Origin of the sequence: Anaeromyxobacter oryzae (assembly GCF_023169945.1) — a bacterium.
Taxonomy (GTDB): Bacteria; Myxococcota; Myxococcia; order Myxococcales; family Anaeromyxobacteraceae; genus Anaeromyxobacter; species Anaeromyxobacter oryzae.
The window spans coordinates 3611454-3623620 of record NZ_AP025591.1; the positions used below are offsets into that span (position 1 = coordinate 3611454).

Annotated in this window: 15 protein-coding genes; 7 read left to right on the forward strand and 8 right to left on the reverse strand. The window is 76.5% G+C overall.

Going from position 1 to position 12167, the window contains the following annotated elements:
* Nucleotides 1–28 precede the first annotated feature (28 nt).
* Together AMOR_RS15720 and AMOR_RS15725 are read right to left on the reverse strand one after the other, a co-directional pair.
* Nucleotides 29–721, reverse strand: coding sequence for an MgtC/SapB family protein (locus AMOR_RS15720; protein ID WP_248352504.1), 693 nt, complete (start codon nucleotides 719–721; stop codon nucleotides 29–31).
* Between the two features lie 91 nt (nucleotides 722–812).
* Entirely contained in the window at nucleotides 813–1382 is a 570-nt protein-coding gene (locus AMOR_RS15725; RefSeq protein WP_248352505.1) for a TMEM165/GDT1 family protein, read from the reverse strand.
* A gap of 202 nt (nucleotides 1383–1584) precedes the next feature.
* Between AMOR_RS15725 and AMOR_RS15730 the strand changes: the two genes are divergently transcribed.
* Nucleotides 1585–2397 (forward strand): YwiC-like family protein, encoded by an 813-nt coding sequence (locus AMOR_RS15730; RefSeq protein ID WP_248352506.1) that lies wholly within the window; start codon nucleotides 1585–1587, stop codon nucleotides 2395–2397.
* 17 nt (nucleotides 2398–2414) lie between these two features.
* Here the strand turns inward: AMOR_RS15730 and AMOR_RS15735 are convergent, their stop codons facing one another.
* Nucleotides 2415–3089, reverse strand: a complete 675-nt coding sequence (locus tag AMOR_RS15735; protein WP_248352507.1) for a PrsW family glutamic-type intramembrane protease — start codon at nucleotides 3087–3089, stop codon at nucleotides 2415–2417.
* A gap of 337 nt (nucleotides 3090–3426) precedes the next feature.
* Between AMOR_RS15735 and AMOR_RS15740 the strand changes: the two genes are divergently transcribed.
* The 4 genes from AMOR_RS15740 (at nucleotide 3427) to AMOR_RS15755 (ending at nucleotide 6262) form a co-directional block, all read left to right on the forward strand.
* Nucleotides 3427–4266, forward strand: a complete 840-nt coding sequence (locus AMOR_RS15740; protein ID WP_248352508.1) for an NDR1/HIN1-like protein — start codon at nucleotides 3427–3429, stop codon at nucleotides 4264–4266.
* A 127-nt stretch (nucleotides 4267–4393) separates the two neighbouring features.
* Entirely contained in the window at nucleotides 4394–4825 is a 432-nt protein-coding gene (locus AMOR_RS15745) for a bacteriohemerythrin (RefSeq protein ID WP_248352509.1), read from the forward strand.
* Complete coding sequence (locus AMOR_RS15750) at nucleotides 4812–5666, forward strand: PfkB family carbohydrate kinase (RefSeq protein ID WP_248352510.1); 855 nt, start codon at nucleotides 4812–4814, stop codon at nucleotides 5664–5666. The genes AMOR_RS15745 and AMOR_RS15750 overlap by 14 nt, the downstream gene beginning before the upstream one ends.
* On the forward strand, nucleotides 5663–6262 hold the full coding sequence (locus tag AMOR_RS15755) for an alpha/beta fold hydrolase (RefSeq protein WP_248352511.1): 600 nt from the start codon (nucleotides 5663–5665) through the stop codon (nucleotides 6260–6262). The genes AMOR_RS15750 and AMOR_RS15755 overlap by 4 nt, the downstream gene beginning before the upstream one ends.
* Nucleotides 6263–6267: 5 nt before the next feature.
* On the opposite strand, the gene AMOR_RS15760 is transcribed toward AMOR_RS15755, so the two are convergent.
* Together AMOR_RS15760 and AMOR_RS15765 are read right to left on the reverse strand one after the other, a co-directional pair.
* A complete protein-coding gene (locus AMOR_RS15760) occupies nucleotides 6268–7347 on the reverse strand; it encodes a vitamin K epoxide reductase family protein (RefSeq protein WP_248352512.1) in 1080 nt (359 codons plus the stop codon).
* 89 nt (nucleotides 7348–7436) lie between these two features.
* Nucleotides 7437–8573 (reverse strand): PAS domain-containing sensor histidine kinase, encoded by a 1137-nt coding sequence (locus AMOR_RS15765; RefSeq protein ID WP_248352513.1) that lies wholly within the window; start codon nucleotides 8571–8573, stop codon nucleotides 7437–7439.
* A gap of 171 nt (nucleotides 8574–8744) precedes the next feature.
* On the opposite strand from AMOR_RS15765, the gene AMOR_RS15770 reads away from it, so the two are divergent.
* Together AMOR_RS15770 and AMOR_RS15775 are read left to right on the forward strand one after the other, a co-directional pair.
* Nucleotides 8745–9515 carry a PIG-L deacetylase family protein gene (locus AMOR_RS15770; RefSeq protein ID WP_248352514.1) on the forward strand — a complete coding sequence of 257 codons (771 nt, stop codon included), beginning with the start codon at nucleotides 8745–8747 and terminating at the stop codon, nucleotides 9513–9515.
* On the forward strand, nucleotides 9512–10576 hold the full coding sequence (locus tag AMOR_RS15775; RefSeq protein ID WP_248352515.1) for a glycosyltransferase: 1065 nt from the start codon (nucleotides 9512–9514) through the stop codon (nucleotides 10574–10576). Before AMOR_RS15770 ends, AMOR_RS15775 begins: the two co-directional genes overlap by 4 nt.
* A gap of 9 nt (nucleotides 10577–10585) precedes the next feature.
* Here the strand turns inward: AMOR_RS15775 and AMOR_RS15780 are convergent, their stop codons facing one another.
* The 3 genes from AMOR_RS15780 to AMOR_RS15790 all read right to left on the reverse strand — a co-directional run bounded on the left by AMOR_RS15780 (nucleotide 10586) and on the right by AMOR_RS15790 (nucleotide 12127).
* Nucleotides 10586–11074, reverse strand: a complete 489-nt coding sequence (locus tag AMOR_RS15780; RefSeq protein ID WP_248352516.1) for a DUF4442 domain-containing protein — start codon at nucleotides 11072–11074, stop codon at nucleotides 10586–10588.
* Between the two features lie 71 nt (nucleotides 11075–11145).
* Nucleotides 11146–11487: a hypothetical protein gene (locus tag AMOR_RS15785; RefSeq protein ID WP_248352517.1), complete on the reverse strand. Its 342-nt coding sequence runs from the start codon at nucleotides 11485–11487 to the stop codon at nucleotides 11146–11148.
* A 10-nt stretch (nucleotides 11488–11497) separates the two neighbouring features.
* Nucleotides 11498–12127 carry an HAD family hydrolase gene (locus tag AMOR_RS15790; RefSeq protein WP_248352518.1) on the reverse strand — a complete coding sequence of 210 codons (630 nt, stop codon included), beginning with the start codon at nucleotides 12125–12127 and terminating at the stop codon, nucleotides 11498–11500.
* Nucleotides 12128–12167: the final 40 nt, after the last annotated feature.

The following is a 12167-nucleotide window of genomic DNA, read 5'->3' on the forward strand; positions in this document are numbered from 1 at the left end:
CCGCCCCGCGCGCCAGCCGCGAGGCGCCTCAGTCCCCCGCGGGCGAGATGTGGAACTCGCGCACCGAGGCGAGCGCCTGGAGCGACGCCGCGAGCCGGGTGAAGTTCCGCGGGTCGCGGGTCCGGATCGTCATCCGGTACTCGAAGGTGCGGCCCTCGTCGACGAGCCGGTACGAGACGCCGGAGACCTTGAAGTCGTGGCGCGCGAGCAGCGCCCGGACCGTCTCCTCCGGCAGCACCTCGCCGCGGTCGAACCGCAGGCGGTGGTGCGCGAACTGCGCGGCGGGGAGCCGGTTCTCGATGGCGCGGAACGCGGAGAGGACGCCGAGCGTGATCACCGTCGCCGAGAACGCGGGGAAGTAGAGCCCGCTCCCCATGAGGACGCCGATCGCGGAGGTGATCCAGATCGACGCGGCGGTCGTGAGGCCGCGGACGGTGAGCCCCTCCTTGAAGATCACGCCGGCGCCCAGGAAGCCGATGCCGGTCATGATCCCCTGCGCCATGCGCGTCGGATCGATCCGGACGCTGTCGCCGACGGACGGGAACCAGCGCCGCTGGTACAGGGTGAGGAGCATGAGCAGGCTCGACGCGACGCAGACGAGCGCGTGCGTCCGGAAGCCCGCCGGCCGTCCGTGCCAGCTCCGCTCGATCCCGATGGCGGCCCCGGCGAGCAGCGCTGCGCCGAGGTGCGCGAGGATCTCGATGCGGGTGCCGCCGCCCAAGGGCATCGCCTCCGCGCCGGCGCGCACGACCCACCGGCCCCCCTACGATCGGTTGCCTCCCCGCTTCGGGCACCTGGCCCGCTCGGGGGTGCTACGTTCCGCCGCGGATCGCCGCCCAGAGGGACACGAGCCCGAACGCGAAGAAGAGCGCCGCCGCCGCCCAGCGGATCCCCTTCGAGCCGACGCGCGCCGCGAGCTTCTCCCCGAGGAACACCGCGAGCCCGTCCGACGCGAGCATGCCGAGCGTGGTGCCGGTGGTCACCAGCACGACGGACCCGAAGCGCGCGGCGAGCGCGACCGTCGCGAGCTGCGTCTTGTCGCCCATCTCCGCGAGGAAGAAGAGGACGACGGTGGTGAGGAACGGGCCGAAGCGGTCCGTCCGCTCGGCCTCGTCGAGGGTGTCCGGCCGGAGCGTCCACAGGCCGAACCCGATGAAGGTCGCGGCGAGGACGCCGGCGAGGATCTGTGGCGGGACGCGGGCGGAGACCCATGCCCCGACCGAGGACGCGAGCGCGTGGTTCGCGAGCGTCGCGACGAGGATGCCGCCGAGGATGGGCCAGGGCCGACGGAAGCGGGTCGCGAGGGAGAACGCGAGGAGCTGGGTCTTGTCGCCCATCTCGCTCGCGGCGACGAGCAGGAACGAGCTGATTATCGCTTCCATGGAGCTCCCTGGCGGGCGAGGGGGCGAACGGATACCGGACGGGGCGGCGGCCGTCAAACCGCACGTCCGCGCGGGACGGAGCACCGGCATTTCGTGCCCCGGGCACCGAGGATTGGGTGGGGCCGGCCGGACCGCCGCGAAATGCCCAGGAAACGCGGGTCGCTCGCGCTGGCCGCGCCCTTGCTAGAAAGAGCCGCAGCGCATGCTCACCGAGACGACCTTCCCGACCGAGACCGCGAAGCCCCGACGCCGCTCCCTGCTGCCGCACGAGCACGGCGCGTGGGGCCAGCTCGCGATGCCCCTCCTCACCGCCCTCGCCATCGGCCGCCCCACCGCGGCCGCGACGCTCCTCACCGCCGCCGTGGTGCTCGCGTTCATCGCGCACGAGCCGCTCCTCGTCGCGCTCGGCCAGCGCGGGCGGCGGGCGAGGGCGGAGGACGGCGCGCGCGCGGTCCGGTGGCTGCTCGGGCTCGGGGGCCTCGCCGCGGCGACCGGCCTCGGCGGCGTCCTGCTGGCGCCTCCTGCGGCGCGCCTCGCTCTCGTGCTCCCCGCCGCGCTCGCCGCCGCCGTCGCCGTGCTCGTCCGCCGCCGGCAGGAGAAGACGGCGATCGGCGAGATCGTCGTCGCCGCCGCGCTCGCGTCGGCGGGCTGGGCCGTCGCGCTCGCCGGCGGCGCAGCTCCGGCGGCGGCGCTCGCGGCGCTGCTCGCCTGGATCCTCGCCTTCGCGGCGGCGACGCTCGCGGTACAGGTGATCCTCGTGCGCGTCCGCTCGAAGGGCGCCGCGGATCCCGGCCGCCGGCACGCGGTGATCGCGGCGCTGCTCGCCGCCGCGGCGGGCGCGCTGTCGTGGGCGGGGCTGCCGGTCGCGCTCGCCCTCGCCACGCTGCCGACCGCGCTCTTCTCCATCGTGATCTGCCTCGTGCGGTTCTCGCCGAGGCGGCTGCGCGAGCTGGGCTGGGCCCTCGTGGGATCCTCGGCGGTGACGCTGGTCATCCTGGTCGCCGGGCTGCGATAGCGCGCCGCTCCGGGGCTCTAGCGGACGGCGGGCCCGGCGACGAGCCGGCGGCCATGCACCTGGAGCGCGACGACGGGGGCGAGGAGCGCGAGCGCGTACCCGATGCGCCCGAACCGCGGCAGCGCGAGCGAGAGGTCCGCGGCGGCGTGGAGCCCGGCGGCGGTCACGAGGCCGGCGACGACGAGGAGCGCGCCGCGGCGCGGGCTCCTTGCCGCGCCCCACACGGCGAACCCGAGCGGCGCGGCGAGGAGCGCGTGGGCGGCAGGTGCGAGCAGCGCGCGCACGACCGCGGCGGGCGCGGCCACTCCGCGCAGCGCGATCATCGCCTCGAGCGCGGCGAACCCCGCGGCGACGCCGAGCGTGGACCGCATCACCGCGCCCGGACGATCCGCCCGATCCACGGCGAGCGCGATCCCGACGAGCTTCCCGCCCTCCTCGACGAGGCCGATGACGACCGCGAGCACCACCGCGTTCCGTCCGCCACCGAGGAGCCCGTCCCAGGTGATCTCGACGCCGGTGAGGCGGAGGACCTCGTACGCGCCGAGGGCGATCCCGAACGCGGCGGCGCCGGCGAGGAGGGCGCGCACCGCCGCGCGGGGAGTCCCTTCTGGCGAGCGCCACGCGCCGAGCGCCGCCCACCCGGCGCCGGAAACGACGCAGAGGGCCACGAGGGCGACGTCGAAGGAGCCCATCCCGAGTGAAGCTGGGGACAGGGAAGGTGGATGTGGGAGTGCCTCGACGGTGCTCTGGTCACGTTGACCCGGACCGGCGCGGGGCTGCGCGGGCGCGAGCGGCGCGGTTACCCTGACCGTTCGACAGGCTCGGGGAAAGGGCGTTGCGCCGCGCCCGTTCGCGGCGCGACAGGCTCACCACGAACGGCGTCCCGCGGCGCGCGCGAGGCCCTCCCGCCTCGTCGTGTGAGCGCCGGGCGCACCTCGGCCGACCGCGGCCCTATCCGCCGCGCGCGCGGCGTGAATACAACGGTCAGTCCCGCTGTCCCCCTGGAGCCCCGCCGCCGGAGGTTTGCGCATGCGCACGGTCCGTACCGCCGCCCTCGTCGCCCTCGTCGCCGCCGCCGCCGGCTGCGGCGGCGCCCGCTCCGTCCCCCCGCCGCCGCCGCGCGCGATCGAGCCGCCGGTCTTCCGCGCCGAGGCGGTCCTGCCGCAGGCGGTGGACGCGTTCGGCGTCGCGCTCGCGGTCTCCGGCCGGATCGAGAACCCGAACCCGTTCGCGGTCCCGCTCCTCCGGTTCACGTGGGCGATCGACGCGCTCGGCGCCCGCGTCGGCGCGGGGCAGGCGGCGAGCGAGCTCGTGCTCCCCGCCGGCGGCACGGTCCCGGTGACGGTGCCGGTCCGCCTCCGCTGGGCCGACGTCCCGGGCTTCCTCGGGGTGCTCGCGACGCAGGAGGCGCTGCCGTTCACCGTGCACGGCGCGGCGTGGGTGCGTGACGATCGCGGCGCCCTCGAGCTGCCGTGGGCGCAGGAGGGGAGCGTGGTCCTGCCGCGCCTCCCCGCGGTCGCGCTGCACGACGCCGTGCTGCGCGAGAGGAACCTCCTCCAGACCGTGGTGGAGCTCCGCGTCGACGTGACGAACCCGAACCCGTTCCCGCTCCCGACCGGCCGCCTCGCCTACGATCTGTCCGTCTCGGGCGTGCCGGTGGCCCAGGCCGCGAAGTGGTCGCTCGACGCCGTGCCGCCGAACGGCCAGGCCACGATCGTCGTTCCGGTCCGGTTCTCCACCGTCGGCGCCGCCGCGGGGGTGCTCTCGGGCGCGGTGCGCGGCCGCACGGACATCGTCCTGTCGGGCCGCGCCGGATACGGCGCGCTCGAGGTCGGACTCGACGTGCGGGGCGCGCTGCTCTCGCGCTGACGGTTCCCCGGCGCGCGCTCGCGAGCACCCGCGAGGGCCTTGCCATGTGCGGGGCGCGGCGGAACGACTCCCTCGTCGCGGCGAGCGGCCCGGTCACCGGGCGCTGCCGTCGAAGGGGAGCTGGGCCATGATCGAGGCGCACGCCTGGAACCAGAAGCTGGACCTCGGGCACGAGGCGATGGATCACGAGCACCACCTGCAGATCGCGCTCGTCACCGCCCTCATCGACGCGATCGAGCGGGCGAGGCCATGGATGGCGCGGCGCCTCTCGGAGCAGCTGCAGCGCTACAGCGAGGTGCACTTCGGCAGCGAGGAGATGCTGATGGACGTGAGCCGGTACGGCGGGCTCGACGGCCACGCCTCCGAGCACCGGGCGCTCCTCCAGGCCATGCGGGAGATCGATGGCGCGCTCGTGCGAGAGGAGCAGGATCTCGCGCTCGCGTTCGCGGTCGAGCTGAAGGCCGGGCTCGCGGGCCACATGGCCGGCGCGGACGCGCGCCTCGCGGAGCACGTGCTCTCGCAGCGGCCGGAGCCGCCCCGGCGGAATGTCGCCCGGTAGCGCCCCACCGCTCCGGATCGCCGTCATCGGGCACGTCGAGCACATCACGCTCGGCCGGGTCCCGGCGGTGCCGCGGCCCGGGGAGATCGCCCACCTCGAGGCGCCGCGCTGGTTCCCGGGCGGCGGCGGCGGCGTCGCGTTCTGGCAGCTCGCGCGCGGACCGGCGGAGGTCCACCTGTTCACCGCGCTCGGCGACGACGAGGCGGCGCGGGACGTCGAGGCCGCGCTCGCGGCGAGCGGCGCGCGGATCCACGCCGCGCGGCGCGCGGAGCGGCACACGCGGGACGTCGTGATGGTCACGCCCGACGGCGAGCGGACCATCGTGGTCGTCGGCGAGCCCCTCCACCCCCGCGCCGCGGACCCGCTGCCCTGGGACCTGCTCGGCGCCTGCGACGCCGCCTACTTCACCGCGCAGGATCCGGACGCGCTCCGCGCCGCCCGCGCCGCGCGCCTCCTCGTCCTCACCGCGCGCCGCCGGCCGGCGCTGATCCGCTCCGGCGTCCGCGCCGACGTGGTGGTGGGGAGCGCCGTCGATCCGCGCGAGGCGAGCGCGCTCGCCGATTACCCCGTGGCGCCGGGCGCGGTCGTGCTCACCGAGGGGTCGCAGGGCGGCCGCATCGAGACCGCCGGGGGGACGGTCCGGTTCCCGGCGCCGCCCGACCCCGGCCGCGCGGGCGGCGCCGCGTACGGCGCGGGCGACAGCTTCGCGGGCGCCCTCGTCTACTACCTCGCGGCCGGCCTCCCGCTCCCGGACGCGTGCGCGCGCGCCGGCCGCCACGGCGCGGCCGTGCTCCGCGGCACCGACCCGCGCGAGGCCCAGGAGCCCCTCGCGCCGCCGTGACCCGCCCGCTCGTCCTGTTCGCGCCCGGCGCGGGCGCGCCCTCCTCCTCGCCCTGGATGTCGCGCTGGGCGGAGCGCCTCGGGGCGGCCGGCGAGGTCGTCCGGCTCGATTATCCGTACGTGAAGGCAGGCCGGCGGAGCCCTGACCGGCTCCCGGTCCTCGTCGCCGCCCACCGCGCGGCGCTCGCGGCGGCGCGCGGGCCGTCGCCGCGCTCCGCCGTCCTCGCGGGCAAGTCGATGGGCGGCCGCGTGGGATGCCACGTCGCGCTCGAGGAGCGCGTGGCCGCCCTGGTCTGCCTCGGGTACCCGCTCGTCGGCCAGCGCGGCCAGGTCCGGGACGAGGTCCTGCTCGCGCTGCGGACGCCGATCCTGTTCGTCCAGGGCGCGCGGGACCGGCTCTGTCCGCTCGACCGCCTCGAGGACGTCCGCCGCCGGATGGCGGCGCCATCGGCGCTCCACGTCGTGGAGGGCGGCGACCACTCGCTCGTCGTCGGCGTGCGCGCGCTCGAGGCGGCCGGCGACACGCAGGACGGCGTCGATACACGCGCCGCCGCGGCGATCCTCGCGTTCGTCGCCGAGCACGTGCGCGGAGAGTGAACCCCCTAGGGCCCCTTCGCCTTCGCCGCGTCCGCGAGCAGCTTCGCGAGGTCCCCCTCGTAGAGCTTGCCGTTCACGGCGTAGCTCGGCGTGGCGCGGACGCCGAGCGCGATGCCCTGGTCGATGTCCTCGCGGAGCCGCGTCGCCGTGTCCGGGGAGTCGAGGCACGCCTTGAACCGCGGCAGGTCGAGCCCGACCTGGCTCGCGAGCGACTCGACCGGGAGCTTCGCCTGCTGGTTGCCGAACAGCGCGTCGTCCATCGCGGCGAACTTGCCCTGTGCGTCCGCGCAGAGCGCGGCGCGCGCGAGCTCGCACGAGCCGACGTGGAAGGGCCGCTTGATCTTCGGGTTGCACGCCTCGTCGAGCGGGAAGTGGCGACGCTCGAGCCGGAGCTGCGGGTTCTGCTGGACGAGCTGCTTGTCGGTGGCGTGCACGCGCGCGCAGTAGGGGCACTCGTAGTCGCTGAACTCCAGGACGGTCAGGGGGCCCGTCACCGCCGCGACGGTCCTGCTCCGGTAGGCGACGAGGAGCCCCGCGGCCACGATCGCGAGGGCGAGCGGGAACGGGAGCCACGCGACCGGGCGGCGCCGCGCCGCCTGGAGGTCCGAGCGGATCGCGGCGCCCACGCCACCCGCGCGCCGCGCGAGCGCGAGGGAGCAGCCGAGGATCGCGAAGGAGACCATCCAGGACAGGGCGCAGAACGGGCACAGCGCCCCGATCACGACCTCGGACACGTACGCCAGGAACACCGCGAAGGCGCTCATCGCGCCGGCGAGCACGACGAGCAGGCCGAGGCCCGCCGCCGCGTCGCTCTGGCGGGCGGCGTACGCGAGCCCGAACGCGGCGGCGTACGCGAGCGCGCCCCACGCGGCGAGCGGGACGCCGGCGAGGATCGACCATTCGCTGGCGGCGACCTTGTCGCAGCTCACCCGCTCGCTCTCGAGCGCCTGGCAGAGGTGGCCGCCGATCCCCGCGTGCGCGAGCACGAGGTACACGGCGATCGCGAACCCGAGCGCGGCGAGGACGAGGATGGCGGTCTCGAGCGCCCGGGAGCGGGGCACGGCGGATTCGACCTTCTGGGTCATGGAGGGGCGTTCTCGCGGCGTCACGGGTGCGGTGGTTGCGATCGTAGCCGAGTCCGCGCCCGCCGTCCCGCGCATCGTTGGGCGCGCCGTCATCCGTCGCGCGGGAGGCGCAGCTGGAAACAGGAGCCCTGGCCGGGGGCGCTGCGGATCCCGATCTCGCCCCCGTGCGCGGTGACGATCTGCCGGGCGCTCCAGAGGCCCAGCCCGAAGCCGCCGTAGTGCACGACCGGCACCGCGCGCTCGAACCGCTCGAAGACCCGGGCCTGGTCCTCCGCGGAGATCCCCGGCCCCTGGTCGTCGATGGAGACGACCGCGAGCTCGTCGTGCACGGAGACGTCGACGACGATGCGATCGGCGCCCGCGTACTTCGCGGCGTTGGAGAGGACCGCGCCGATGGCGTCCGCGAGGCGGCGGCGGTCCCAGCGGCCGGGCACCGCCGAGGCGGCCTGCAGGACCACCGTCCCGCCCTGCCGCTCCACCTCCGGCGCGAGCCTGTCGACGAGCTCCGCCACGAGGGCGGCGAGGTCGAAGGACGAGCGCTCGAGCGCGAGCTGGCCCGACGCCATCGCGGTGACGTCCAGGAGACCGTTCACGAGGCCGGCGAGCCGTGCCACGAGCTTCTCGAGGTTTCCGAGGCGCTGCACGACGGTGGGCGTGACGGGCTGGCCCGGCTGCAGCCCCCGGGCGAGGCTCTGGACGAGGAGCTGCAGCGAGGTGAGCGGGGTCCGGAGCTCGTGCGACGCGATCGCGAGGAAGTCGTCGCGCGTGCGGACGGCCTCGCGCGCCCGCACGAGGCCGCGGCGGGCCTCCTCTCCACGCCGCTTCTCGGTCAGGTCACGGGTGACCTTCGCGAACCCGGTGAGCTCGCCGGAGGCGTCGCGCAGCGCCGTCAGGACGACGCTCGCGAGGAAACGGGAGCCGTCCTTCCGGACGCGCCAGCCCTCCTCCTCGTAGCTGCCGTGCGCGGCGGCCTCGCGGAGCTCGAGGTCGGGCTTCCCCGAGGCCGCGTCCTCCCGCGGATAGAACACCGAGAAGTGCCGCCCGATGATCTCCTCGGCGCGGTAGCCCTTGATCCGCTCCGCGCCGGCGTTCCAGCTCACCACGACGCCGGTCGGGTCGAGCATGAAGATCGCGTATTCCTTCACGCCCTCGACGAGGATGCGGAAGAGATCGCGGTCCCCCGATCCGGCGTTGCCGGCGCCGGGACCCTCGGAGCCGTCGGTCACCCGGAACCCATCCCGCATCATCGTCGCTCGCGCAAGCACTCCGCGAGGGCACCGCCCGGCGGGCGCGCGCCGCTCGCGGGCCGCGCCGCCGGCCGGCGAGGCCTCGCTCGCCCGTCGTCGGCCCGGGGCCGCGGCCGGGCCGGAGCGCGGCGGGAAAGGTAAGTTGCCCGTGTGTCGACGACGATCGCGGTGATCGCGGCCCATCCCGACGACGAGGTGGTGGGCGCCGCCGGGTGGCTGCTCTCCGCGGGTCGCGCCGCGGTCGTGCACGTGACCGACGGAGCGCCGCGCGACCCGCGGCTCTGGCCCGAGGGGGTCACGGATCGTGAGGCGTACGCGCGGCTCCGGGCCGACGAGGCGCGGGCCGCCCTCGCGGTCGCCGGCCTCCGGGCCGCCGACCGGATCGCGCTCGGGGCGATCGACCAGGAGGCGGACCGCTCGCTCGCGCCGCTCGCCCGCGAGCTGGCGGCGATCCTGCGCGCGCTCGCGCCCCAGGTACTCGTCGTGCACCCGCTCGAGGGCGGACACCCGGATCACGACGCCGCCGCGCTCGCGGCGCGCGCCGCCCGGGCCGTCGTCGCGCGCGGGGGCGGGCCGGCGCCGCGCGTCCTCGAGATGACGTCGTACCACCTGCGCGACGGCGCCCTCGAGAGCGGCGCGTTCCTCCCGGGCGGCGAGGCCGGCGCGATCCGCCCGCTCGACCCGGCCGCGCGCGCCGCGAAGGCGCGGATGATCGCCTGCCACGCGAGCCAGCGCGCGGTGCTCGCCGCGTTCCCCGTCGGCGACGAGCGGTGGCGCGCCGCGGCCGCGGTGTCCCTCGGCGCGCCCCCTCACCCGCGACCGCTGCTCTACGAGGCGATGGGCTGGGCTTCGTGGGACCGGTTCGCGGCGCGCGCGCAGGACGCGCTCGGGCGCCTCGGCGTCGCGGAGGCGGAGCTGTGAACGTGCTGCACGTGTCGTACGCGCTCGCGCCCGCCGGCCCCGGCGCGCCGGGCGGCGCCGAGCAGGTGCTCGGGCTCGTGGACCGCGGCCTCGTCCGGCGCGGCCATGGCTCGACCGTCGTCGCGCCCGCCGGGTCCCGCGCCGCCGCGCGGGTCGTGCCGTCCGCGCCGGTGCCGGAGCGGATCGACGGCCCGGCGCGCGAGCGGCAGCGGCTCGCGCACCGCGCGGCGATCGCCCGCGCCGTCGCCGCCGATCGCTACGACGTGGTGCACGCGCACGGGCTCGACTTCGGCGAGACGCTCCCCGACGATCGCCCGGTGACCGTCGCCACGCTCCACCTGCCGCCGCAGTGGTACCCCGCCCGCGCGCTCCGCCGCGGGGACGTCGCCCTCGTGTGCGTGTCCGAGACGCAGGCGGCCGCGATGCCGCCGGGCGCGCCTCTGACGGCGGTCGTGCCGAACGGCGTCGACCTCGACCTGTTCCGCCCCGCGCCGGCGCGGGAAGGCTTCGTCCTCGTGCTCGCGCGCATCTGTCCCGAGAAGGGGATCCACCTCGCGCTCGACGCCGCGCGGCGCGCCGGCCTCCCGCTCGTGCTCGCCGGCGCGGTGTTCCCCTACGAGGCGCACCAGCGCTACTTCGAGGAGGAGGTCCGGCCGCGGCTCGATCGCGAGCGGCGGTTCGTGGGGGCCGTCGGCCCCGACCAGAAGGCGCGGCTCCTCGCGGCCGCCCGCTGCCTCGTCGCGGCGAGCCTCGCGCCGGAGACGTCGAGCCTCGTCGCGATGGAGGCGCTCGCCTCCGGCACGCCGGTCGTGGCCCGGCCGGCGGGCGCGCTCCCGGAGATCGTCGAGGACGGGCGGACCGGGCTCCTCGCGGACGGCGTCGAGGCGCTCGCGGAGGCGATCCGCGGTGCGGGCCGGCTCCGGGCGGCGGACTGCCGCCGCGCCGCCGAGCGCCGCTTCGACGCGCGGCGGATGGTGGTGCGCTACCTCGACGTCTACGCGCGCGTGCGGCGGCGCGCCCGGGAACGGAGCGCGCGGGTAGCTCCGGCGCGGAGCGCGTGACCGCCGGGGTCAGGCCGCGCGCTTCGCCTCCGCGCGCCGCACGTACAGGGTCTTGGCGACGCGCGCCACCGCCCGGCCCTCGTCGTCGACGACGGTCACCTCGAACGCGGGGAGCACCTTCTCGCCCGCATCCGCGGCGCGCCGGATCTCGTCCACCCGCGCGGAGGGGAGCTCGAAGACCGCCGAGACCGTGCCGCGCCCGGGGCGGAGGAACTCGATCGCCGCGGCCTTGTCCCACACGACGTACTCCCGGCCGAGCTGCGTCATCAGCATGAGCATGAAGAAGGGGTCGCACATGGAGTAGAGCGACCCGCCGAAGTGCGTCCCCACGAAGTTCCGGTTCCACGCGGCGAGCCGCATCTCGACGGTGACGCGCGAGATGTCGGGGGCGACCTCGCGGACCCGCACGCCCGCTCCGAGATACGGAGGGTACAGCCGGAGCAGCGCGAGGAACCGGCGCGGGCCGATGCGGGCGGCGAGCCTCTGGAGCGGCGACATGCTCCGGGCGTAGCGGGAGCGCGCGGGCGCCGCCGCACCGGATCGGGACGCGCAGGGCGCCGGCCCGGCGTTCAGCCCTGGAGGAGGGCGTCCAGCCGCTGCACGAACTGCCCGCGCGAGAGCACCTGGTCCACGCCGGCCTCGGTCGCCGCCCGGGCGAGGTCCGTCTCCAGGTGGCCGAGGAAGCCGACGACGTGGAGGCCCGCCCCCGCGGCGGCCTTCGCGGCCCGGATCTGGTCGAGGATGCCGGGCTCGCCGAGGTCGACGATCACCGTGCCGGGCCCGAGGGCGCGGGCCGCGTCGGCGAGCGGCGCGCCGCGCGGCGCGAGCTGGATCGCGACGCCGAGCCGCTCGGCGGTGGCGTGGATCTTCGACCGGAAGACGAGATCGCGGACGGCGACGAGAATGGGCATGAGGCTGTTCCTAGGTCGCGGGGGGCGGCGGCGGCACCGGCAGGTCGGGGAGGTCCGGGGCGGGGGCGCCGCCGATCCCGAGCACGCCCGCGATCGGGCGCTGCGACGCGATGACGAGCGCGACGAGGTCCGGGAGCGCCATGCCGACCTCCTCGGCGCCGCGGCGGATGTACTCCCGGTCGACGGACCGCGCGAACGCCTTGTCCTTCATCTTCTTCACGACCGACTCGGGCGGGAGGTCCGCCACGCTCCGGGACGGCCGCACGAGCGCGCAGGCGCCCACGAACCCGGTCAGCTCGTCCGCGGCGAGGATCGCCTTCTCCATCGGCGTCTCGCGCGGCACCCCGGTGTGGAACGCGTGGCCGGCGACCGCCTTCACGATGGCCTCCGGCCAGCCCCGGGCGCGGAGGATCGCCATGCCCTGGGCGGGGTGCTCCGCCTCCGTCGGGAACCGCTCGTAGTCGAAGTCGTGCACCAGGCCGATGATCCCCCACGTCTCGAGCTCGCCGCCGGTCACGCCCGCGCGGCGCGCCAGCGCCCGCATCGAGGCCTCGACGGCGAGCGCATGCCGCCGGAGCGGCTGCGTCTTCGTGTGCTCGCAGAGGAGCGCCCAGGCGTCGGCACGGGTGGGGGAGGTCATGCGTCCATCCTAGCGGGCGCGCCGGCGGGGGGCCCACCGC